Annotated in this window: 23 protein-coding genes; 11 read left to right on the top strand and 12 right to left on the bottom strand. The window is 46.4% G+C overall.

Going from position 1 to position 21,310, the window contains the following annotated elements:
* Positions 1 to 80: 80 nt before the first annotated feature.
* The 3 genes from rsmF (at position 81) to DT73_RS08875 (ending at position 2,387) form a co-directional block, all read left to right on the top strand.
* Complete coding sequence (rsmF, locus tag DT73_RS08885) at positions 81 to 1,526, top strand: 16S rRNA (cytosine(1407)-C(5))-methyltransferase RsmF (protein ID WP_036107473.1); 1,446 nt, start codon at positions 81 to 83, stop codon at positions 1,524 to 1,526.
* Between the two features lie 118 nt (positions 1,527 to 1,644).
* Positions 1,645 to 1,881, top strand: a complete 237-nt coding sequence (locus tag DT73_RS08880; protein WP_036107246.1) for a DUF1480 family protein — start codon at positions 1,645 to 1,647, stop codon at positions 1,879 to 1,881.
* A 293-nt stretch (positions 1,882 to 2,174) separates the two neighbouring features.
* A complete protein-coding gene (locus tag DT73_RS08875) occupies positions 2,175 to 2,387 on the top strand; it encodes a DUF1482 family protein (RefSeq protein ID WP_036107242.1) in 213 nt (70 codons plus the stop codon).
* Here DT73_RS08875 and DT73_RS08870 read toward each other — a convergent pair.
* From DT73_RS08870 to DT73_RS08860, 3 genes are all read right to left on the bottom strand, one after another.
* Positions 2,370 to 3,029 carry a metallophosphoesterase gene (locus DT73_RS08870; protein WP_036107237.1) on the bottom strand — a complete coding sequence of 220 codons (660 nt, stop codon included), beginning with the start codon at positions 3,027 to 3,029 and terminating at the stop codon, positions 2,370 to 2,372. The two genes, DT73_RS08875 and DT73_RS08870, sit on opposite strands and share 18 nt — an antisense overlap.
* A gap of 47 nt (positions 3,030 to 3,076) precedes the next feature.
* Positions 3,077 to 5,005 (bottom strand): methyl-accepting chemotaxis protein, encoded by a 1,929-nt coding sequence (locus tag DT73_RS08865; RefSeq protein WP_036107233.1) that lies wholly within the window; start codon positions 5,003 to 5,005, stop codon positions 3,077 to 3,079.
* Positions 5,006 to 5,081: 76 nt separating this feature from the next.
* A complete protein-coding gene (locus DT73_RS08860; RefSeq protein WP_036107229.1) occupies positions 5,082 to 5,267 on the bottom strand; it encodes a hypothetical protein in 186 nt (61 codons plus the stop codon).
* Positions 5,268 to 5,467: 200 nt separating this feature from the next.
* On the opposite strand from DT73_RS08860, the gene DT73_RS25110 reads away from it, so the two are divergent.
* Together DT73_RS25110 and DT73_RS08850 are read left to right on the top strand one after the other, a co-directional pair.
* Positions 5,468 to 5,977, top strand: coding sequence for a hypothetical protein (locus DT73_RS25110; protein WP_051691319.1), 510 nt, complete (start codon positions 5,468 to 5,470; stop codon positions 5,975 to 5,977).
* Positions 5,978 to 6,189: 212 nt separating this feature from the next.
* Complete coding sequence (locus tag DT73_RS08850) at positions 6,190 to 6,378, top strand: YjfB family protein (protein WP_036107226.1); 189 nt, start codon at positions 6,190 to 6,192, stop codon at positions 6,376 to 6,378.
* Positions 6,379 to 6,450: 72 nt separating this feature from the next.
* Here the strand turns inward: DT73_RS08850 and DT73_RS08845 are convergent, their stop codons facing one another.
* Complete coding sequence (locus DT73_RS08845) at positions 6,451 to 6,711, bottom strand: DUF2534 family protein (protein ID WP_036107224.1); 261 nt, start codon at positions 6,709 to 6,711, stop codon at positions 6,451 to 6,453.
* A gap of 306 nt (positions 6,712 to 7,017) precedes the next feature.
* On the opposite strand from DT73_RS08845, the gene DT73_RS08840 reads away from it, so the two are divergent.
* On the top strand, positions 7,018 to 9,639 hold the full coding sequence (locus DT73_RS08840; RefSeq protein ID WP_084172259.1) for an EAL domain-containing protein: 2,622 nt from the start codon (positions 7,018 to 7,020) through the stop codon (positions 9,637 to 9,639).
* Between the two features lie 137 nt (positions 9,640 to 9,776).
* Here the strand turns inward: DT73_RS08840 and DT73_RS08835 are convergent, their stop codons facing one another.
* From DT73_RS08835 to DT73_RS08800, 8 genes are all read right to left on the bottom strand, one after another.
* Positions 9,777 to 10,184, bottom strand: coding sequence for a RidA family protein (locus tag DT73_RS08835; protein ID WP_036107221.1), 408 nt, complete (start codon positions 10,182 to 10,184; stop codon positions 9,777 to 9,779).
* Between the two features lie 24 nt (positions 10,185 to 10,208).
* Positions 10,209 to 10,949, bottom strand: coding sequence for an amino acid ABC transporter ATP-binding protein (locus DT73_RS08830; RefSeq protein WP_036107218.1), 741 nt, complete (start codon positions 10,947 to 10,949; stop codon positions 10,209 to 10,211).
* Positions 10,949 to 11,602: an amino acid ABC transporter permease gene (locus DT73_RS08825; RefSeq protein WP_036107212.1), complete on the bottom strand. Its 654-nt coding sequence runs from the start codon at positions 11,600 to 11,602 to the stop codon at positions 10,949 to 10,951. Before DT73_RS08825 ends, DT73_RS08830 begins: the two co-directional genes overlap by 1 nt.
* Positions 11,603 to 11,611: 9 nt before the next feature.
* Positions 11,612 to 12,271, bottom strand: coding sequence for an amino acid ABC transporter permease (locus DT73_RS08820; RefSeq protein ID WP_036107210.1), 660 nt, complete (start codon positions 12,269 to 12,271; stop codon positions 11,612 to 11,614).
* On the bottom strand, positions 12,261 to 13,628 hold the full coding sequence (locus tag DT73_RS08815; protein WP_051691317.1) for an MmgE/PrpD family protein: 1,368 nt from the start codon (positions 13,626 to 13,628) through the stop codon (positions 12,261 to 12,263). The genes DT73_RS08820 and DT73_RS08815 overlap by 11 nt, the downstream gene beginning before the upstream one ends.
* A gap of 62 nt (positions 13,629 to 13,690) precedes the next feature.
* Positions 13,691 to 14,479, bottom strand: a complete 789-nt coding sequence (locus DT73_RS08810; protein ID WP_036107207.1) for a transporter substrate-binding domain-containing protein — start codon at positions 14,477 to 14,479, stop codon at positions 13,691 to 13,693.
* A 57-nt stretch (positions 14,480 to 14,536) separates the two neighbouring features.
* The gene (locus DT73_RS08805; protein ID WP_036107205.1) at positions 14,537 to 15,508 is read right to left on the bottom strand and encodes an agmatinase; all 972 of its coding nucleotides are present in this window, start codon (positions 15,506 to 15,508) and stop codon (positions 14,537 to 14,539) included.
* A 27-nt stretch (positions 15,509 to 15,535) separates the two neighbouring features.
* Positions 15,536 to 16,408 (bottom strand): MurR/RpiR family transcriptional regulator, encoded by an 873-nt coding sequence (locus DT73_RS08800; protein ID WP_036107203.1) that lies wholly within the window; start codon positions 16,406 to 16,408, stop codon positions 15,536 to 15,538.
* A gap of 1,005 nt (positions 16,409 to 17,413) precedes the next feature.
* On the opposite strand from DT73_RS08800, the gene DT73_RS08795 reads away from it, so the two are divergent.
* From DT73_RS08795 to DT73_RS08775, 5 genes are all read left to right on the top strand, one after another.
* On the top strand, positions 17,414 to 18,415 hold the full coding sequence (locus DT73_RS08795) for a hypothetical protein (protein WP_036107201.1): 1,002 nt from the start codon (positions 17,414 to 17,416) through the stop codon (positions 18,413 to 18,415).
* Entirely contained in the window at positions 18,412 to 18,837 is a 426-nt protein-coding gene (locus DT73_RS25105) for a hypothetical protein (RefSeq protein WP_051691316.1), read from the top strand. The genes DT73_RS08795 and DT73_RS25105 overlap by 4 nt, the downstream gene beginning before the upstream one ends.
* Before the next feature lie 125 nt (positions 18,838 to 18,962).
* Entirely contained in the window at positions 18,963 to 19,388 is a 426-nt protein-coding gene (locus DT73_RS08785) for a hypothetical protein (RefSeq protein ID WP_036107199.1), read from the top strand.
* 157 nt (positions 19,389 to 19,545) lie between these two features.
* On the top strand, positions 19,546 to 19,743 hold the full coding sequence (locus DT73_RS08780; RefSeq protein WP_200874781.1) for a tyrosine-type recombinase/integrase: 198 nt from the start codon (positions 19,546 to 19,548) through the stop codon (positions 19,741 to 19,743).
* Positions 19,744 to 20,126: 383 nt separating this feature from the next.
* A complete protein-coding gene (locus DT73_RS08775; RefSeq protein ID WP_036107197.1) occupies positions 20,127 to 21,155 on the top strand; it encodes an HNH endonuclease signature motif containing protein in 1,029 nt (342 codons plus the stop codon).
* Positions 21,156 to 21,310 lie beyond the last annotated feature (155 nt).

Raw genomic sequence — 21,310 nt, 5'->3', positions numbered from 1 at the left:
ACCAGCGCGTGCCGGTCTGTCGGTCGGCACGCGGTTTTGTGTTAAACTGCCGCATTAACTTTGTAATACAGGGACACAACGTGGCCGCCTCGCACAGCCTTTTTCTTCCGCCTGAATTTCTGCAACTGATGAGTGACACGCTGCCAGGCAGCACTACTCTGGACACCTTTCTTGAATATTGTGCGAAACCACTGCGCCGCAGTATTCGTGTGAATACGCTGAAAATTTCAGTTGCTGACTTTCTTACCCTGACGGCCCCCTACCAGTGGCAACTCACACCTGTCCCCTGGTGCAGCGAAGGTTTCTGGATTGAGCGGGACAATGAAGATGAACTCCCATTGGGCAGCACTGCAGAACACCTGGGCGGGTTGTTTTATATCCAGGAAGCCAGTTCAATGCTGCCGGTGACCGCGTTACTCTCGCAGTGTGAAACCCTTCCCGCCAGCATGATGGATATGGCTGCGGCACCAGGCTCCAAAACAACACAACTGGCTGCATGCATGGGCAACCAGGGCTTTATCCTGGCGAATGAGTTTTCCAGCAGCCGGGTAAAAGTCCTGCATGCCAACCTGAGCCGTTGTGGCGTAATTAACACCGCTCTGACCCATTTCGATGGCAAAGTCTTTGGCGCAGCATTACCGGAAACGTTTGATGCTGTCTTGCTTGATGCCCCTTGTTCTGGCGAAGGTGTTATCCGTAAGGATGCCGATGCCCTGAAAAACTGGTCAACGGATAGTATGCACAGCATTGCCGCAACCCAGAGGGAACTGCTGGAGAGCGCACTCCACGCATTACGCCCCGGCGGAACGCTGGTGTATTCCACTTGTACGCTGAACCGGCATGAAAATCAGGAAGTTTGCCACGCGTTGCTTGAAGCATTTCCTGAACAACTGGCTGTTTTACCGCTGGGTAACCTGTTCCCTGGGGCAGATAAAGCCCTAACTGCAGAAGGTTTTCTGCATGTATTTCCACAATATTATGACAGTGAAGGTTTTTTTATCGCCTGCCTGCGCAAGCAAGCCAGCCTGCCTGCACCTGAAAAACCGTCATTTAAATTAGGAACATTTCCGTTCAAACCTGCCAGTCGTAAAGACAGCCAGTCACTACAACAGGCCGCTGCAGAGGTGGGGTTAACCTGGCCGCAATCACATAACCTGTGGATGCGTGACAACGAGTTGTGGCTGTTTGCACAAGACATTGAACCGTTGCTCAATAAAGTGCGTTTCTCTCGCTGCGGAATCAAACTGGCAGAACGCCACAATAAAGGCGTGCGCTGGCAACATGAAGCGGTCATTGCACTGGGCAACGCCAGTGCGCCTAATGCCTTCGATATTAATGGTGAACAGGCACAGGAATGGTATCGCGGCAGAGATATTTTCCTTAGCAACCCACCACAGTTCGGTGAGGTTTTGGTGGTGTTCCAGGGGCAGGTTTTGGGGCTGGCGAAAAAAGTGTCCAGTAAATTGAAAAACAGTTTTCCACGCGAGTTAGTTCGGGATGGCATTCTGTTCAGCGCTGCACAATGATGTGACCTGGCCAAAATTTACGCATTTTTTGATTTGGCAATTTGTGTCATCTTCACTACGCTTCATAGGTATGACCTTGTCTGGTCATACCACCTGCAAATAAATCATGGAGCGCGCGATGACCAAAACCAGTGTTCGTATAGGAGCTTATGAAATTGATGATGCAGAATTGCATAGTGGGAAAGAAGGGACAACCCTGACAATCCCCTGTAAATCCGACCCGGATTTATGTATGCAACTTGATGCATGGGATGAACAAACCTCAATTCCGGCCCAAATGGATGGCGCCACATCGGAGCTTTACCGTCAGGACTACGACAAAACCACTGATGCATGGGTTATGCGGGTGGAATAGCACCGTAAATAGTGCAAGAAACAGGACAAGTAACAAGTAATAGTATAAGGAACTGACTGCAACCGGTCCCCTTAAACAGGAAATGTCTCTCTTCCTTTTTCAGGGTTACGGAATAAACCGATAATCTGTTGCCACAACCTTTTTGCATAATCAGTGCCTTTGGAGCACCAGAGACATTGTTATCGCTGCACTTTCCCGCCCCCATGGCGGGCTTATTTTTTGTCTGGTATTTCCCAGGTTTACTTCCCTCCCCTACACTTAACACACAGTGCCACGATGGACGCGAGGGACGCATGTACACGCTTGTGCTTTTTGTCTGTTATCTCAATGGTGGTTGCAAAACACTGCCAATAGAAAATTTCACCACTGAAGAACAGTGCCTGTATGCGATGAAAGACCAGGGTATTCGCCATGGAGGATGTTACCCCTATGAAGCAAAACACCGCATGCAAAGTATGCACCCGGCAAAACAACGCAGCGACTTATGGTTACTGCACAGCCACTAACGTCAGGGTATTACCAAATACTGCTCCGGTATCGATGTAGTGCTGGTTAAAAAAATGCAGTGGTATTTTTAGTGGTGTGTGCCCAAAATAAAAGGCATCAGCACCTTCAATTGGTTCGCCTTTCCCCTGAATATTCCGCTGTAAACGCTCACGGCTCCAGACCACAAGCGCTGGGTCAACATCAGCTTGCCACACCCAGCGAGGCAAGGGGTAATCAGCATGAGCAATGATGATGCGTTTATCCTGGGTAAGTAATTCGATAATAAAAGGGAGATGTTTACAGCGCTGAAAGAGGTCTTCTGTTTGTTTTTTTTGCACTTCATTTAATTGGCGAAACCACCGGCCGCCATTCATTTCCCATAAAAACCCGCTTTCTGTATCGTGGCGGGTATTTTGGAGTGAATTCAGCGCCATCACCTCGTGGTTACCCTGAACGGCACGAAACCAGGGTTTGCCAATCAGAGCCAGGCAGCCGGGGCTGTCCGGACCCCGGTCAATTAAATCCCCCACAGAAATAACTAAATCTTGCCAGGGGTCAAAGCGAACCTTGCGTAGTTGCCCGGCAAATTGTGCCAGGCAACCGTGCAAGTCACCAACCAAATAGATGTGCCGCCAGTTACGCCCATCAATGCGTTGATACATAAATCCCCTCAATGCACTCAGTATAGCTGGCACCGGGGGCTGTCAGGTCAGAAGCTTTCCCACTGACCGCCACTGTCGCCAGTCAACGCGGGTTTATTGGCTAACGCCGGGCGTGCAGGTGCCGGACGCGGGTGTTGTTGTGCAGGAGCGGCAGAAATCCGGAACATGTCCACCAGACCGGCCAGACGAGCAGCTTCTTCTTCCAGAGCACCAGCGTTGTGCGATGAATCCACCACCATCGACGCATTCTGCTGTGTCGTTGTATCCAGCTCAGATATAGCGTGGCTTATCTGGTCGATACCCCGGCTTTGTTCATCTGATGCCGATGCAATTTCCTTCATGATGTCATTCACATGCGACACAGAAGTGAAAATGTTCTCCATAGTTTTCCCGGCTTCATATACTTGCGAAGACCCTGTTTGTACACGTGATACAGACTCGGTAATCAGAGTTTCAATTTCTTTTGCTGCCTGAGCACTGCGCGAAGCCAGCATACGCACTTCCCCTGCCACCACAGCAAACCCACGCCCTTGTTCACCAGCACGTGCTGCTTCCACTGCCGCATTTAGTGCCAGAATATTGGTCTGGAACGAGATACTATTAATGACATTAATAATTTCAGTAATTTTTTTCGAACTTTCGGTAATACTGTCCATGGTTTTAATTACACCGCGTACAATGTCACCGCCTTTACCGGCATCCTGTGTAGCACCTGTGGCCAGTTGGCTTGCCTGGTGAGCGTTTTCTGCATTGCGTTTCACTGCAGAAGTTAACTCTTCCATGCTGGCCGCGGTTTCAACTACCGCGGCTGATTGCTGTTCAGTGCGTGAAGCCAGGTCATCATTGCTGGCAGCAATTTTCCCGGTAGCCCCCACCACATGCTCAACGCTGCCCTGAATATCGCTGATCATTTTATGCAGCCGGGCATTCATTTTGGCCATTGCGGACGTCAGTTGCCCCAGTTCATCGTTACTTGCCGGTTTAATATGCTGTGTAAGGTCGCCATCAGCAATATGCTCGGCGAGTTGCAGGTTTTCTTTAATCGGTTTGGTTATCAGGCGGGTGATATACCACGCAGCAAGTAAACCAAACAAAATGGCAATAATTGAAATGACAATCATCACACTAATGGTGTGAAAAATAATAGTTCGGTTTTTTTCAGCTTCAAGATCATTTAATACCTGTACGGCCTGCGTCAGAGATTGTGCAGAAGCACTCAGCACATTTGTCGCCTGTGCACTTTCCTGGTAAGTATGGTAGTAACTCTGCATATTCTGCATGAACTGTCCGAAATATTGCCAGACAGGGTCTATGACATTGAAAGGCAAACCTGTATCACGGGGGAAATCACTATACATTTTTTGTGCCTGTGCCATTTTTTCTGATGCCTGGTCGACATAGGCCTGTTCACCATGCATTTGCACATCGTGAGCAATATCACGCACATCACTTAGCAGTAACATGAAACTAAATAACTTATTTACCTGTGATTCTGTCAGAGGCGTATTTTGAATAGCATGATAATAGTTATCTAATTTTTCCTGGCTGATTTCCTGGCTGATTCCTTCAATCATAGACAGGCGTTCTTTTTCTTTTTGATAGACTTGCTCATAGCTGTTCTGGTAGACCACAAACTTCTGTTTGATGGTTTCGAGCAAAGGAAGGTCATCTGACTGCCAGGACAACTTGCTATTATTTTCAATCAGGCCGGTAGTCTGGGCCAGTTCCTGCCGGTTTTTCTCCAGCACGGAGAGGTCATTAGTCGCAAGATAGGTCAACCGGGCGCTTCTTAGCTTATCAAGCTCTGCAGATAAGTTGTTTGCAAAATCATTTTTCGTCGTGTGGTTTTTGATATCAAACAAGGCATTAATACCAAATGCTGAGACTAAAACCACAATAACTATAGCAACAGAAAAACCCAGATATAATTTCGCAGTAATCTTTAGCTTTTTAAGGCCTAACAGTTCCAGAAGCATACGGCTGTTCCTTATATAACGCAGAGGTTTTACTATGAAAAAACATCACTCAAAACAGGAAGTGATTAACCATGACTTATCTATCGGCAATATCAAAAAGACTTTTATAGCGTATTAAAGTAAAGTCACCACTGCTTGTAAAAACAAGCATCTTTATTGATCTAAATAGCACTTTTACAGCCAACCCAATGATTGCAATTAAAAAATTAATTTCAGCATCCACCACACATTCAGTAATAATAAAATAACCATAAAGCCCCATTAATACTTTGCTGATGAATTTTTCACTAATTATCTGCTAACTAATTGTTATCATTTTAATTTACATACCCTGCCTGTATGTTTGTTTACAACATTAAGGTTAACCAAACTGTACTGGCTAAAATCTGCTGGCTGAAACACAACATGGCGCGTATCCTGCAGCGAGGTTAATGTGTACAACATCAGTTTCAGGAACAGGAAATGAAGAAGTCTTTTCCACTGTTGGCGAGTGCCCTGCTAATTTTGACCTGCCACGGCGCCCAGGCAGCCAGCGGTTTTCGCGACATGGATTTTGGTAGTAGCCCGGACGTGATTAAACAGCATGCACACTGCACAATGACTGGCCCGGTAAAAGTTGAAATCGGGGAAATGTACCAGTGCGCAGACTTCCCTTTCGAAAGTGGCGTAACGAATGCTGAGTTTTTCTTTGCCGGCAACCAGTTTATTCGCCTGGGTATCCGGGTACCTGTAGACAACACGGCAGAAACAATTAATTCACTGGCTAAGAAGTATGGGCTGGTGAGCGCGCCTGGAGAAGATCAAATTACCGCAGTGCGCACCACGCCAGGCCAGTCGGTCATGTTTACCTTTGGCGACGGCAATATCGCACTCTACTTCGCCAGCGATAGCCAGGGCAGCACCAGCACGGTATTGCTGTTCTCATCCCCCGATGCCAAAGCCCTGCAGGATGCGCACGCAGACGACCTGTAATCTGCCCACAGCCCGTTAACATACGGGCCTGAGTTCGCAATTTGCGATGTGTGGCTGGTTTTTGGCATTTAATCCTCAGGTTTTACGCTACCCTGCCGATAACAGCAAAACGTGGGTATTTTTTTGCCCACGTTACATTTTCGCCGATTAGGGTTTACCCTTTTCATGTCCTGTATCGTTCCGATATTTCTCAACTCAATCAGGATATTAAGATGGATGTATCACAGATTGCTGCACTTTCTACCGGCCTCAGCACCATGCAAACCAATAATGAGGTAAGCACGTTAATGCTGAGAAAAACGCTGGATAACCAGGAGTCAGTTGCTACACAGTTGATTAACGCGGTGCCTTCACTCCCGGCTAACCCGGCAGTCGGCCGTAATATCAATACAACAGCCTGATACGAGCAACCTGTACAGGTACTTTCCCCTATCCCGGCGGCCTGCCGGGATAGTTATTTAATGCCTTACATATCAGTGATGCTTGTCTGTCTCGCCCAGGAAATAGAAACCAAACGGCAAAGACCCAATAATAGTGAACATCAGCGTGTAGATAAGCACCCATGCACTTTGCATAAAGTACATAGAAACCGACCATTCAGACATTGGCATGTTGTATTCATCCACCACTCCACCAAACGTTGCCTTGCCAATCACAGAAAGTGCAACAATGAAGACCAGTGCGACACACAACAAGAATTTTTTACCATTGCGAGTATGAAGTTTTTCGAACATAGCGCCTCCTGAGGAATGTTGATTCAATGCGCCGAATGTGTGAAGAATCTGTTATTTCTACCATATTCAGGCCATCGGGTGAATCGATATCACTCCCTGAGCTGCCACCAGGTTAACAGATAACCGCCTCTGCTCCGGGGTATATGCCTTATCACCTCACTAAACTGTGTCCTGGCTGGCAAACAGGGAATAATTTTTCCTGTGGCGATTCCCTACGGTAAATCTTGCTGCAACCCTGCCGATATATCAATGACGACTCGCGACTGGCGCAATCAAGCTCTCTGAGCACACTGAAATGAAAACAGTATGAATAAAAATGTGCTTAACGCCGCAAGTACTCTTCCTCTGGCCGATAGCCGGGGAATAGTCAGGCGAACTCTCATTGCCATGATAGTAATGATCAGCGCCATTTTCGTGGCGGTTATCGTTACGCTGTTTTCTATTGCCAATACGCTTAACACCCAGGCCGACCAGCAAAACCAGCTGTTACTGTTAAAGGCGCTTCATGCCCGCCAGGAAGCAATTCGAACCCACCTTGATGATAACGCCAACTGGGGTGAAGCCTATACCAACCTGCATGTACACCTGAATACCAACTGGGCATGGGATCAACAAAACCTCGGGCGTTCACTTTATACCTCGTTTGAGTTCGAAGGTGTTTTTGTGCTTGACCCGGATGATGTCACCCGTTACAGCGTCATTAGCGGGAAGCTGGTACACACACCTTTTCAAAGCTGGTTAACTGTGCCCGTGTTACCCATGCTGCACCAGCGCCTTCAACAATCTGGTGGTAAGTCTGTCTCGCAGTTTGCCGTGGTGAACAACACCCTGGTTCTGCTGGCCGCAGCCTGGATACAGACAGGAAGTGACAACACCATAAAACCCATTCCAGGCCCGCCATCTATTATGATTTTTGTTGACCGCCTGACTCCGGAAAAATTGAGAGCTATGGGGCAGGAATATGGTGTACTTAATACACATATCCATACTCACGCCAGGCAAGTTGATTCTGATAAACGAGAGGCCGGTTTCCCACTGAGCACCAGCACTGGGGGCATCAGCATAGAATGGACAAGCAGCAACCCCGGTGGCGCGCTGTTAACCTGGGTGTTGCCTTCCATGGTCTTCCTCTTTTTTGCCACATTGTTCCTGGCCCTGGCTTTAATGCGCCATGCCATGTTAAGAGCGCGCCTGAATGATGAAAGTACATTTTTGCTGGAACAAGGGCGGCTGGCTCTGGCTGCAAGTGAACAGCGCTTTCGCGATGTAGCGGAAACAACCAGTGACTGGATCTGGGAAACTGATGATAAATTATGTTTTAGCTGGATTTCAGGCCGCTTCCCTGTGATAACAGGCAGCCCGCAACAAGCCTGGCTTGGCCGGCCACTCACCACCTTCCTTCTGGATTTACAGCCAAATTACCGCCTGACACAGTGGGCCAGTTCTGCCTCTGTTGGCAGCCATCTGGCTCTCGATCAGTGCCTGTATTTTTCCCCTGACAACCAGCCACATTATTGCAACCTGGTTATTAAGAAGGTCAAAAAATCTGACGGCCGACCGGGCTTTAGGGGAACAGCAACGGATGTTACACAGGAAGTGCAGACTCAGGCAAGAGTACGTTACCTGTCGGAACATGATGAGCTAACCGGGCTACCCAACCGGGTACAAATGCGCCAGTTTTTGGACCAAAAACCCCTGAAACAGCTTGCTCATGATCAACAAATTGCTGTGTTGACAGTTGATCTGGATAAATTCAAGCCAGTTAACGATCTGTATGGGCATTCAGTGGGAGACAAAATTTTGCATGACGTTTCCGCACGCATGCGCGACTGTATCCCTGAAAATGGTCTGGTAACCCGCTATGGCGGCGACGAATTCATCGTTATTCTGCCCACAACACAAGGGTCGAACGAACCAGAACGCCTGAGTGATGCTTTGCTATCCCGTCTCACCCAGGCATTCCACCTTGAAGACACCGATGTATTTATTGGTGCCAGTATTGGTATAGCTATTGCCCCTCTTCATGCTACCGATGCCAATGACTTACTGCGCTATTCAGATATAGCGCTCTACCAGGCAAAGCATGACGGGCGTAACTGCTGGCGGCTTTACCATCCTTCAATGGAAGAGCAAATTGTTCAACGCCGCGAACTGGAGAATGAACTTCGTGATGCCATTCACGCCAACCAGTTGCAGCTGGTTTACCAGCCTCGCTATGACGTGCACAGTGGAAAAGTAGCAACCATTGAAGCGCTTATTCGCTGGCCGCACCCCCGTCTTGGCCTGTTGATGCCGGACCAGTTTATTCCCCTGGCAGAAGATACCGGCCTTATATTTCAATTAAGCGACTGGGTGCTGGCTACCGCCTGCCAGGATGCCGTTGAACACTTCGGCACGCTTTCCATCGCAGTAAACATTTCAGCTATCGAATTCCGTGTCTCCGGGTTTGTTTCGCGGATTCACCATGTGCTGGCCACATCGGGTCTTTCACCCTCACGGCTTGAAATTGAGATATCAGAAAATACTGCGCTGAGTGACCCGGACAGAGTCACTGAAATTATACTGTCTCTGAAAAGCATTGGAGTCCGCTTTTTGATTGACGATTTTGGCGCAGGTTATGCTTCGCTAAGCTATCTCCATGCTTTCCCGTTCGATGGGATCAAGCTGGATAAATCTTTTGTCATCCCAACAGATACATCAGAAAGTGCCCGACGGGTGGTCGAAAATATTGTGGGTCTCGGTAAAGCTTTTTCATTGCATATCACGGCTGAAGGCGTGGAGACAGAAGAACAGCTTACTTATTTCGAGTCTTTAGACTGTGACGCACTGCAAGGGTATTTTATTGGCCGGCCAGTGCCCCTGGGTGAGTTAAAACAGCACCTTTCCATGCAAACCACCAGCCCAACTTGCCCTGAGCAGGCAGACTGACAGGCAGGCGAAACGGACACACCGCAAAGAAGCCCCCGGGCTCGAAACCGCCAAATCCGGGGGTAATGGCTGTTATTTTCTGCGGATACCAGTTTAGCGAGCAACCAGAAACCTGGCTGCAATATACCTGCTGGTATTTACGCCTTCACTGCGATTACATCAATTTCCACCTGCCATTCAGGGCGAGCAAGGTGCGCTATCATTAATCCGGTTGATACCGGGAAGACGCCTTTAAGCCAGCGCCCCATAATGTTGTATACGGTTTCTCTGTAACGGACATCAGTTAAATAAACGGTTATTTTGCAAATCTCCTCTAAATTGCTCCCGCATTCATCCAGCAGCATTTTAATATTTGCCATCGCCTGTTCGGTTTGTGCCGCTATATCACCGATACCCACAGATTCACGGGTATCCAGATCCTGGCCTATCTGCCCACGTAAAAAAACCATATTTCCTGCGACAACCGCCTGGCACAGATCATTATTCAGATTTTGCTCCGGGTATGTTTCTTTGGTATTAAACGGGCGAATACGTGTATGAACCATTGTGGTTAACTCCTGGTAGAATTTTCAGGCCAAAAATTGGCGAAGCTCCGCTGTTTGCGGTTGAGTAAATAAAACTTCAGGGCTGCCAGTTTCATGCACTTTGCCCTGATGCATAAACACCACCCGGTCACTGACTTTACGGGCAAAGTTCATTTCATGCGTCACCATAATGATGGTCATACCATCTTTTGCTAATGACTCAATAACTTGTAAAACTTCGCCAACAAGTTCGGGATCAAGCGCCGAGGTAATTTCATCACATAATAAAATTTCTGGGTTCATTGCCAGCGAGCGGGCAATTGCAACGCGCTGCTGTTGCCCACCGGAAAGGCTTTCCGGCCAGCTGTCGAATTTATCGCTCAGGCCGACACGTTCAAGGAGACGCCGGGCGATACGTTCTGCTTCGCCGCTGGCTATTTTTTTAACCAACTGTGGAGCCAGCATAATATTTCGCCCGACAGTCATATGTGGAAATAAATTAAAACTCTGGAAAATCATCCCAACGTTCTGCCGTAATTCACGAATTGCGGCTGGGTCATGTCTTAACACTTCCTGTCCATCAACCCGTAATGAACCGCTTTGGAAATCTTCCAGCCCATTAATACAGCGCAGCAAGGTACTTTTCCCTGAACCACTTTTACCAATAATAGAGACCACTTCCTGGCGTTTAATCTGTAAATCAATGCCTTTAAGCACTTCGTTTTCACCGAAGCTTTTTCTCAGAGAATGAATATCAACCAGTGAAAATTGTGTAGTTTGTGTCATTAACGTGCCCTTTTTTCCAGCCGATGCTCAAGGTGCCTGCTCCACATAGAAAGTGGGAAACATAATAAGAAATAGAGTATTGCTACGCTGCCATAGACTAAAAATGGTGAAAAAGTTGCATTGGATATAATCTGCCCGGAACGAGTCAACTCAACAAAGCCAATAACGGAAGCCAGAGCTGTATTTTTAATGGCCTGAACCAGAAAACCTACAGTGGGTGCAATCGCCACCCGTAATGCCTGAGGCAAAATGATATAGCGCAATTGCTCGCCAAAACTTAATGCCAGGCTTTGTGCTGCTTCCCACTGCTGGCGTGGAATAGATTCAACACTCCCGCGCCAAATATCTGTTAAGTAGGCACTGGCATATAAAGTCAGGCACAAGCAGGCGGTGAACATGGCTGAAGTATCAAGCCCTATCATCGCCAGGCCGAAATAGACCAAAAATAGTTGCAGTAACAGTGGCGTTCCCTGGAAAATCTGGACATAGATGCGTACGGCGATTTCAGCAGCACGGATACCAGACAACCGTACCAGTAATAACAAGCCACCCACGATGCCGCCACCAATAAACGCAATTGCAGACAACCCAATTGTCCAGCGCAATGCCAGAAGCAAGTTACGATAAATATCCCATAACGAGAAATCACTCATTAGCACACCTCATGGCCGACGAAAAATAAACCGTGGCCCAACCCAGTTAAGGATTTGACGCACCAGAATTGCCAGGCACAGATAAATAACTGCGGCGACAATATAGGCTTCGAAATTGCGGAATGTGCGGCTGGCAATCAGATTTGCGCTGTATGACAGTTCCTGCGCCGATATCTGGCTGCATACCGCAGAGCCCAGCATAATGATAATCACCTGGCTTACCAAAGCAGGCCACACCCGGCCAAGAGCCGGAGGTAATATAATCCAGGCAAATATTTGCCAGCGTGTGAGTGCCAGGCTTTCCGCAGTTTCAACCTGGCTGCGCGGTGTGTTTTGCATACCCGCACGGGTTATTTCACTGGCGTAAGCTCCAAGATTGAGGACTAAAGAGAGGATGCTGGCAGTCAGTGCCGACATCTTTATTCCCATGGCAGGTAACCCAAAAAAAATAAAAAACAGCTGGATGATATAAGGCGTATTGCGTACCAGCTCAACGTAGCAGGCAATCCCCCATCTTACTGGCGTGGGTGCGTTAACCCGCCCCCACCCACAGGCAATGCCAAGCACAATCCCAAAAACAGTCGCGACCAGTGTCATCACTAAAGTAAGAGCCACACCGCTCAACAACCCGGGCCACTGGCTTAACACTGGCGAAAAATCAAAATTCATTATGTTGGTTCTCCAGTAAAATGCCCAATTGAGTCAATGAGGTAAGTGCCATGATTTGCCTGAGTCGCGCCAATAACGAAGTGCACTGTTCCCGTGGATAAACTGACTGAGTACAGCCAATAAACTTTTCATCAATTTCATTTTCGCTAAGCGGATAAACAGCATTACCGTAAGCCCGATTAACCTGGTAAGTAATAGCTTCCCCGTTATGCAAATAAATAGTGACACGGGCACCTTCCGGTGCGTTTTTTTGGAATTCCGGTTCCAGCCAGCGGTCTGTGGTTGTCATTAACACCCGAGGCATTAGCTGGCGTACCATTTGGTTATTTATGGCACTGTAATCCAGTTGGGCTAGTGTGAGTTCGCCATAAACCAGGCTCGCTGCAATCGCAAAATTAAGGCTGAATTGCGCCTGCTGGGGCGTTTGGGGAGCCGGGTAAGTAAGATTAGCAGCCACAATAGCCGGAACATCGCAGTGAATACGTTTGATGTCTTCCATCAGGACTGGGTGCCGGGTAACCAGGTGCTGAATGGCGTCAACAGCAGCATGAGAAGAGAGGCACACCGGGATGCGTTTTACATCAAGGCCAGGTTCCAGTAATCGCCACCCAGGCGCGGTAATACGGCTCGCATCGAAGTTCCCATTATTCATAAGCACTGCGATACCCGTTGCATGTTCAAGCACATCCAGCGGCCCGGTAATACCAGCCTGAGCCATTAATGCCGCCAGAACACCCCGTTCTGCGGCCAGGCCCGCCATTACTGCCTTTGCATCACTACCCCAGGCACTTTTACTACCCCCGGCAGCAACCAGCGCTAAAGCAATAGCGTGAGCAACCTGTGATTCATCAAGGTGTAATAAATACGCTGCAGCGACACAAGCCCCCACGGCTCCTAATACCCCGGTAGTCCACCAGCCTTTGTCATATAAAGGGCGCCCTAAAGCTTCACCCAGCCGATACTGACATTCACTCCCTGCGACAATGGCTATTATTAAATCTTCACCAGTACGCTTTTCCTGCTGGGCAACAGCCAGGGCCGCCGGGATTATCACGGCGGAACCATGAACAAAACCCGCATAGCAATTGTCATCGAAATCCAGCGCGTGAGCGGCGCACCCATTACACCGTGCCGCATCAGTTGCAGAGACCTTGCGGTTAGTTCCTAACAAACTTGCGCCACCGCTACCCATTGTTACACCAAGAATTCGCCTGGCAACCGGAGTCCTGGAACCAGCAATGGCTACACCAAGAGTATCTGTCAGTGCCCTGCGGGCAATTTGAAACACGTTATCAGGAATGTTCCCTGGTATTTCTGCTGCATAACGTGCAAGTAATTTTGTCGCTAACACTGTCATGGAAATTACCCTGTAAACCAGCCAACACTCCACCCGAAATGGGCGGAGTGGCACACATTTAATTAAGATTCCGGAAGATTGCCCGCTGGCGCACCCAGCCATTTTTCTGAGATTTTATCGATGGTGCCGTCGGCCTTAGCTTCCCGTAAGATGGCGTTCACTTTGGCAACCAAATCCGGGCTACCTTTAGGCAGGCCGACATAACATGGTGAGTTAGACAGAATAATTTTTTGCTGCAGATCCAACCCTGGGTGCTTTTGTTTAAGGGCTGCGGCAACTGTTGTTCCAATCGCCACTAACTGAGTTTGCCCGGACAAATAAGAAGCAATAGTGCTGTTGTTATCCTCAAACCGGTGAACCACTGCTTTTGGCGCCAGCGCGGTCAGTTCTTCATCCTGCATTGAGCCACGTGTAACAGACACTGTTTTCCCGGCCAGTTCACCCCCGTTGCTCGCCTGAACATTTGACTTACCAAATACCGCATCAAAAAATGGGGCGTACGCAATACTGTAATCAATAACCTTTGCACGCTCAGGTGTTTTACCCAGTGAAGATATAGTCATATCCGCCTTCCCTGTCTGCAAATATGGCACTCGGTTGGGGCCTGTGACCGGAATTAATTCCAGTTTGACGCCCATCTTATTTGCAATTAATTTCGCGGTTTCAATATCTACACCTTGTAGTTGCATATCACTACCGACAAAACCATAAGGCGGATAATCCTGAGGCACTGCAATGCGAACGACTTTGCGCTGCATAATATTATTTAATACATCAGCCGCACTGGCGGTAAAACTTGAACACAGCGCCACCAGCCCCAACATGATTATTGACACAACTCTTACTTTCATATGGCCCCCATTTATTTTTTAGATGCTGCATGGTTAATGCCCTGGTATTGGCAAAATTTATTTTTTATCGAAATAGCCTGCACGTACCGCAGTGCCTATCAAATTAACAAAGAAGCGGCAGGCAGTCAGAGCAGTAATTTGGTTAATGTCTTTTTTAGGTGTAATTTCTACGATATCCATACCCACCACTTTTCCTTTTTTTACTAAGCCCTGAATTAATTTACGCATCTGTGGGTAAGTCACACCGCCCAATGCTGGCCCGTTCACTGCTGGCATAATTGTTGGGTCGATACCATCTGCATCACAGGTTATATAGTAATGGCCTCCATCCGGAATTTGTGCCAGAACACTATCCATGCCCTCATCGTGCAACTGATGCGCAGGAACCAAATGAGCACCCCATTCCAGGGCAGCATCCACTTCTTCCTGCCGGGCTGAACCATTTGCACGCAACCCAATCTGCCAGATAGCGCCGATATGTTTCATTTCAGATGCTCTGCGAATGGGGCTTGAATAACCGTCAGTAACCCCATTAACTTCCTCACGCCAGTCCAGGTGTGAATCGATATGGATAAGCGTGACTGTTTCACCTAACTCATCCAGCGCACGTAATACTGGAATTGGCACACCATGGTCGCCACCAATAATGAGTGGCATCCCACCCAATTGCAGAATTTTACGAACTACTGCTTCTGCTGCATCGTAATGTTGGCCGAGGGACCGGGCATCACCCGCTATATCACCACAATCAACCATCGCTATTTCTTTTCCCGCCATAAGCGGGCCACCAATATCAAAATCATAGCGTTCAATACTCCGAACTGCTCTGTCAGTCGCCTGCCTGACAGCAGTAGGTGCATTAGTTTGATCATTGGTCACTTCATCAATAGAATAAGGCGAGCCATAAGGAATACCTAATACCGCAATATCCACACTGTTGAGCGCATTTAAATCGCTCACAACTTCAGAATAAAAAAGGCTCTTATGACCATGTTTTGGAGCAGTGGTCATTTCTGGTTTATAATCCATATTTTCCTCTGGTTAATTTAAAGATAACTAATTAAGCCCCCACCACTCACCGGTTGCCCATAACTGTTCTTCTGTATTTTTCACGCAGGACTGGATATCCACACGTGCATTTGCTGCAAATAAAGCCACTAACAATTCACACACTAATAGCGCCGGGGTGATGGTGTCGAAAAATGAGGTGGTTTTTTTCTTCACAAGAATAGTTTCACTTGCCAGACGAGCCACAGGTGAACTGGCATTATCTGTAATTGCAACTATCCGTATCTTTTGTTGCGCCAGATGCCGGGTTAATACCACTGCCCGCCGCGAATATGGAGCAAGGCTCACGACCAGCAAGACATCTTTAGGCCCTATATCATGCAACAGCGTCATCATGCCACTCTCACCCGCGCCTTCAATCAAACGCACATTACTGGCAAACCAACTGCTCACATGGTGAAAGTGAAATACCACCGGGAATGAAGAACGCATTCCAAGACAATAAATGTTGCGGGCATCTGCCAACAACTTTCCGGCACGGGTAATCGATTCAAGGTTTTCTTGCTGGCACAAAGACTCAATATGCAACATAGTTGTGCCCGCCAGATTACGCAGCAGCGACGCTTCCCCTTGCTTATTCATTGCCACCAGGCCAGGAACCCGGGATTCATATTCATTGTCTTTTCCCCGAATAGTCGCAATAAATACCGCACGCAAATCGTCATATCCGGTAAACCCGACACGTTTTGCAAGCCGGGTCATTGTTGAAGGCGGAACTCCGGCCTGGCGAGACTGTTCACGCATCGACATAACAGCCACTTCTTGTGGGTTATCTAAAACAAAATTCGCGGCCTGCCGCTCCTGCCGAGGTAATTGCTCATAGAGTGTTTTTAACTTTGCGATGATCTCAGCCTGTTCCATATCTGATTCCATTTCGGGTAGACCCAATCACAATTGCAACGCATGTGCCAAATTAAAAATGGAATGATTCATATGAACCAACCAGCACGCTGCTAAAAACTGCGTTTCAGTAACATATGACTCATCATTGGTTAAAAAATGGTTGGTTCGGTTCAAATTTTGCTGAAAAAAAATACACATTGGTGCATGGCAGCTTATTTCCAGGCCTGGCGGATGTTTTCCTGGTGATCAATGAAGGGGCATTCTCTGCACTCTGAAGGCTCATTTTTCCAGCAGATGTTCAATGATGGTGAGTGAGTATTGCAGCGATAAGGGAAATTTTCGTGTTTACTTCTCAGTGATACTCACATCTCTGCCTGAGCGCATTTGCCGGTTTGCCAGCGGTGTTTCTTCTTATATTCAAAGGCTGGATACATAACACCCCAATAAGTCTCGAGTGGTTGCAGGAAGCATTACAAGCAGGTAAGGAAAAATTAACAGGCCAGCTATGATGTGAATACGTAACATCTCAGTATGAATAAACTCACTGGCGGATTCATACCATTTAAACGACATTTCAATATTAGGTTCAAAAAGCCTAATTATGTTGCATTCTGCAAATTCACTAAGTTTCAGGCTGATTCCTGTCACTGTGAGTCGCACTCATTTTTTGCCAAAAAGACAATCATCTTACCCTGAACTGACTCCATCGTTACCTGGTTCTGCCTCACCAGGGGGTAACGGCTCTGTTCCTGTGCTGAAAGCTGTGCACATCCATGGAGCTGAAGTCAGAAATAGTTAAAACAGAGCGAGTTAATAAGAATACTCTTAGAATAGGCAACAGGGTATTGAATGACTTGTTAAATCAGACCTTAGTATTAGAATGTGAACACCTGCCTGCTTAGCCTGGTGATTAACCCATTATTTTTATTAAAAAAATCATCAGCAGCGTTGACTCGTATACCAGACAGGAAAGATATGTTGTTTCCACTTCATCAGTAAAATATCGATACAGAGAGAATATTGATGGCAAGGACGTATACACCCGGTTATTGCGTTGTTGAACAACCAGGAACGCTGGATTTTCAGGCCAGAATGTTATTCCAGGATTACAAGAGCGATGCCGCTAAACAGTTCATGCAGGTTAACGCCGACACACAGTGGCTTAAACCCGGCGAGATACAGGCCATAACGGATCCCAGTGCGTCAGTAACGACATCAATGCTTAATCAGTTCAGACAGACCAAACATAAAGTTAACACTTCCCTGGTTGGTGTAAGTACAGATGAAGCCAGTTTTTTACAGCGAAATTATGGCCTGATTGCAACCATAACCAACGCAGGTGATAAATTATTTAGCTCTGTCGGAGATGCCGGGGAAAAATACTTCAAAGAAATAGAGCGCGTCCTGATAAAAATTGAATCCACATATCGGAATCAATTTATCACAAAGGGCTCTTTGATAAGCCAGGAGTTTTTCGCTGAAAGATCTACACTTTTTAATCAGTTAAAAGAACTGGTAAATAAGCCGTTGTTAAAAAACCTGGCAAGAAGAACATTAAAACTTGCTGATTATGAAGATATGCGAAAAGCATTGAGATTATCAAGCAAGTCTATTGTACATGAATGGTCCACAGTCGGTTTGGTTGGTATCCCTGGTTATGCTGATTATGTTGACGGAGCAGCCAAAGCGGCAAAACTATTAAAAGCTGGGGGCTATATTGGAACAGCTTTCGCCTTTGCCAATACAACAAATGATGTTATCCAGGCTTGCTCAGTGGGCAGAGAGGATGAGTGTGAAAGAGTGGCATTCAGAGACTATGCAAAATTTACTGTAGGTACTGGTGTTTCATCTGTTGGCGGCTATTATGGCGGTATCGCCGGTAATAGCATATGCCTCGCGCTTGGTATAATTACGGCACCAGAAGGTGGTTCTGGTGCTTTAGTATGTTCAGCAATTGGCTCTCTCGTCGGTGGGTATGTCGCTGGCAAGGCTTCAGATGGATTGATGGATAGATTTTTACAATGACGATAGAAATTTTTTCTAAATATGTATCTTATTCAGGGCTATTTTTTGCTGGCATTATTGCTTTTTGCTTGATTTTTAGCTTTATTTACTTTGGCATACATAAAAAAAAATACGAGATTCTTTTGAGTGAATACAAAAACACAGGGATCCCTCTCCCCGGCGCATATAACTTTCATTCAATGATGGGTTTTTGGGGGGCATTTCCTATGGTGTATTTTTTCCGTTGTCTGACAATTGGCAAAAAACCACGGGGTTGTTTTGGAGGGAGAGTGTATTCCGGAGATTATTTCACAACACTGCCGCCAGAACAGAAGAGGTGGTTAAATATTTACTATTATGCAAACATAATAAACACAATTGCAGTCTTACTTTTCTTTTTTTTGGGTGGAATAAAATACATTATCGATGTGTTCCTGTCATAATCCACTCTGATGATCGAGTAAAAATGAACGGAAAAACAATTTACAATCAAATAGCATGCATGTACAGAAATTAGTTTTTTCGGTTCTGGCAAAGCTTCAGATGCATTGACGGATAAAGTTTTATAATGGCCATTGAAGTTTTTTCTAAGTATGTGTCTTATACAGCCCTATTTTTTGCTTGGGCTGGTTTTTCTTGTTTAGTTTTCAGCTTTATTTACTTTGGCATACATAAAAAAAAGTATGAAATCTTTTTAGATGAATACAGAAAAACAGGGATCCCTCTCCCTGGCCCGTATAACTTTCATTCGATGATGGGTTTTTGGGGTGCATATCCTATGGTATATTTTTTCCGTTGCCTTACAATCGGTAAAAAGCCTCGAGGTTGTTTTGGAGGGAAAGTGTATTCCGGAGATTATTTTACGACACTTCCACTGGAACAAAAAAGGTGGTTAAACATTTACTATTATGTAAACATAATACTTACAATTCTATTTTTACTTTACTTTGCTTTTGGTGGAATAAAATACATTATCGTTGTGTTCTTGTCATAATTCATTCAGGTGATTAGGTAAGCAAGCGCGACAAAAACCCCGCACCTGAGCATGTGCATGTCAAGCAATTGGTTCTCTTGTAGGTGGTTATGCTGCGGGGAGAAATATAGATGCAGCGATAACCACGTACTCCGGTTAACATCAGGCATTCGTGCCAGTGCAGCTCAAAGTAGTCTCGATACGTATCCTTTTTAATGATAACCCGCCGAGTTTTCATGAAATCAGGAGATTATCTGGCCGACTTCACGAAGAACAACGCGGCAAAGATTTTGCGCAAAAGCTGTTCGGGCATCGTTCAGAAAAAATGACAGAAAAATATCTTGATGTGCGTGAGAAAGTGTTTACTCTGGTTTGAGGCGAAAGACCGGATATGCGATTTCGTGCATTTTCGTGCACCCCCCCTAAGTTACTGATATATAAGGCGATAAAAAAAAGACCGAATACGATTCCTGTTCTTGCTTTTCCTCTATAAAGTTCATATAAATCAGTTAGATAAGTTCATTTCCTTTCAAAAAAACAACTCAAATACGTTAAGTTTTTTTCATTAGAATTCAGTTAGTTGCTATTTTTTGCGTGAAAGATCGGGTTGATTTCGTGCATGTATAGAGTGAATTCTTACATCAGTTCTGCACCCTGTAACTACTTCACCCGTTAATTTTCAGATTAAACCTATAGAAACAGATCTCTCACACTCGTGAAATACCCTTTCACTTACATACGCATAAGGTGCCAGGGATCGTGACACCCCACTCATACCAAACAAAATCAGTGGATGACATCTATCTTGATGACATACCGAATATACGGCACCCCGCTGCTGCTGTTCGAGATATGGAATACACCGCCAACTCAAACAGTATCATACAGGAGTGGAACCTTCCTGTCGGATACGGTGCATTTGTTAACAAATATCGTGTATTCCACCGTCAATTCACCTGGATGGCATACCGCGATGTTCTTAATGACCTAAGAAACGGTAAAATTGTTCTTTTGAGAAATAATCATTCAGGAAGCGAGATCTTCCCGGTTATCACACAATCAGGACAACTACGTAATGATTTACCGGCATCAATGTATTTCCGTCTCAGCTACATAACAGATAATCAGTTAAAACGCCCAGTACACTACCGGACGATCAACAGCAAAGCCGCGGGCAGACTGCTGGCAGCTGGTGGGCTATATAATGGTAATATTGAAGGCTTCCGGCGTACTGCCGAGCAGTTAGGCGGCGATGCTGCAAAAGGATATGATCAGGTACTCAATCAAACGACCTCAGGATTGCTAATATCGGCAGCATCACTTCTGGTCGTAAGAAACCCAATGGCGGCAGAAGAACTTACAAGTTATCTTGGGAAATACAAGCAAGCCCATGTTCTTTTGGATGACATGAATGTTCAGCAGATAAATTATCTCAGACGCGACCGTGGTGAATATGCATTGCTTCGTAATCAATTTAATAGTTCAGTCCGACCTAATTTTCTAAAGTCACTGTCCGAACATCCTGATGCATTGTCAACGTTTGATGCTGGTAGTCTGGAAAGGCTTGCAGGTGGTAAGACTCCCGCTGGGTGGCAGGTTCATCACAAGATCCCTCTTGATGATGGTGGAACCAACGATTTTGATAACCTCGTTCTCATCCAAAATTCACCCTATCATTCAGCACTAACAAAAACACAGGCGATCATAACTAAAGATCTTCCGTATAATTCAGGTACAGATGTTTTGTGGCCCTCGCCGAATGGCGTCATTTACCCAGTAGGGAAATAGGTGATCAATGTGAACGATACCAAACAGTGTATAAACCAATTTAAGAAGCTTATGGTTGCCGACAAGTATCACGTAACTAATCCTGTACCTGCTAAAGTTATGTCAGACTTGATGCAAAGCCTCCCCCCTGCCGATTGGGATGAGACCAAACAAAA

The sequence above is a fragment of the Mangrovibacter sp. MFB070 genome, from assembly GCF_000705335.1.
GTDB classification, from domain to species: domain Bacteria; phylum Pseudomonadota; class Gammaproteobacteria; order Enterobacterales; family Enterobacteriaceae; genus Mangrovibacter; species Mangrovibacter plantisponsor.
This window is presented reverse-complemented; position numbering and strand designations above follow the sequence as displayed.

Coding starts and splice junctions, on each gene's coding strand:
- DT73_RS08880 (WP_036107246.1), top strand. CDS start 1,645: ATGACCAAAACCAGTGTTCGTATAGGAGCTTATGAAATTGATGATGCA.
- DT73_RS08875 (WP_036107242.1), top strand. CDS start 2,175: ATGTACACGCTTGTGCTTTTTGTCTGTTATCTCAATGGTGGTTGCAAA.
- DT73_RS08870 (WP_036107237.1), bottom strand. CDS start 3,029: ATGTATCAACGCATTGATGGGCGTAACTGGCGGCACATCTATTTGGTT.
- DT73_RS08865 (WP_036107233.1), bottom strand. CDS start 5,005: ATGCTTCTGGAACTGTTAGGCCTTAAAAAGCTAAAGATTACTGCGAAA.
- DT73_RS08860 (WP_036107229.1), bottom strand. CDS start 5,267: ATGGGGCTTTATGGTTATTTTATTATTACTGAATGTGTGGTGGATGCT.
- DT73_RS25110 (WP_051691319.1), top strand. CDS start 5,468: ATGAAGAAGTCTTTTCCACTGTTGGCGAGTGCCCTGCTAATTTTGACC.
- DT73_RS08850 (WP_036107226.1), top strand. CDS start 6,190: ATGGATGTATCACAGATTGCTGCACTTTCTACCGGCCTCAGCACCATG.
- DT73_RS08845 (WP_036107224.1), bottom strand. CDS start 6,711: ATGTTCGAAAAACTTCATACTCGCAATGGTAAAAAATTCTTGTTGTGT.
- DT73_RS08840 (WP_084172259.1), top strand. CDS start 7,018: ATGAATAAAAATGTGCTTAACGCCGCAAGTACTCTTCCTCTGGCCGAT.
- DT73_RS08835 (WP_036107221.1), bottom strand. CDS start 10,184: ATGGTTCATACACGTATTCGCCCGTTTAATACCAAAGAAACATACCCG.
- DT73_RS08830 (WP_036107218.1), bottom strand. CDS start 10,949: ATGACACAAACTACACAATTTTCACTGGTTGATATTCATTCTCTGAGA.
- DT73_RS08825 (WP_036107212.1), bottom strand. CDS start 11,602: ATGAGTGATTTCTCGTTATGGGATATTTATCGTAACTTGCTTCTGGCA.
- DT73_RS08820 (WP_036107210.1), bottom strand. CDS start 12,271: ATGAATTTTGATTTTTCGCCAGTGTTAAGCCAGTGGCCCGGGTTGTTG.
- DT73_RS08815 (WP_051691317.1), bottom strand. CDS start 13,628: ATGACAGTGTTAGCGACAAAATTACTTGCACGTTATGCAGCAGAAATA.
- DT73_RS08810 (WP_036107207.1), bottom strand. CDS start 14,479: ATGAAAGTAAGAGTTGTGTCAATAATCATGTTGGGGCTGGTGGCGCTG.
- DT73_RS08805 (WP_036107205.1), bottom strand. CDS start 15,508: ATGGATTATAAACCAGAAATGACCACTGCTCCAAAACATGGTCATAAG.
- DT73_RS08800 (WP_036107203.1), bottom strand. CDS start 16,408: ATGGAACAGGCTGAGATCATCGCAAAGTTAAAAACACTCTATGAGCAA.
- DT73_RS08795 (WP_036107201.1), top strand. CDS start 17,414: ATGGCAAGGACGTATACACCCGGTTATTGCGTTGTTGAACAACCAGGA.
- DT73_RS25105 (WP_051691316.1), top strand. CDS start 18,412: ATGACGATAGAAATTTTTTCTAAATATGTATCTTATTCAGGGCTATTT.
- DT73_RS08785 (WP_036107199.1), top strand. CDS start 18,963: ATGGCCATTGAAGTTTTTTCTAAGTATGTGTCTTATACAGCCCTATTT.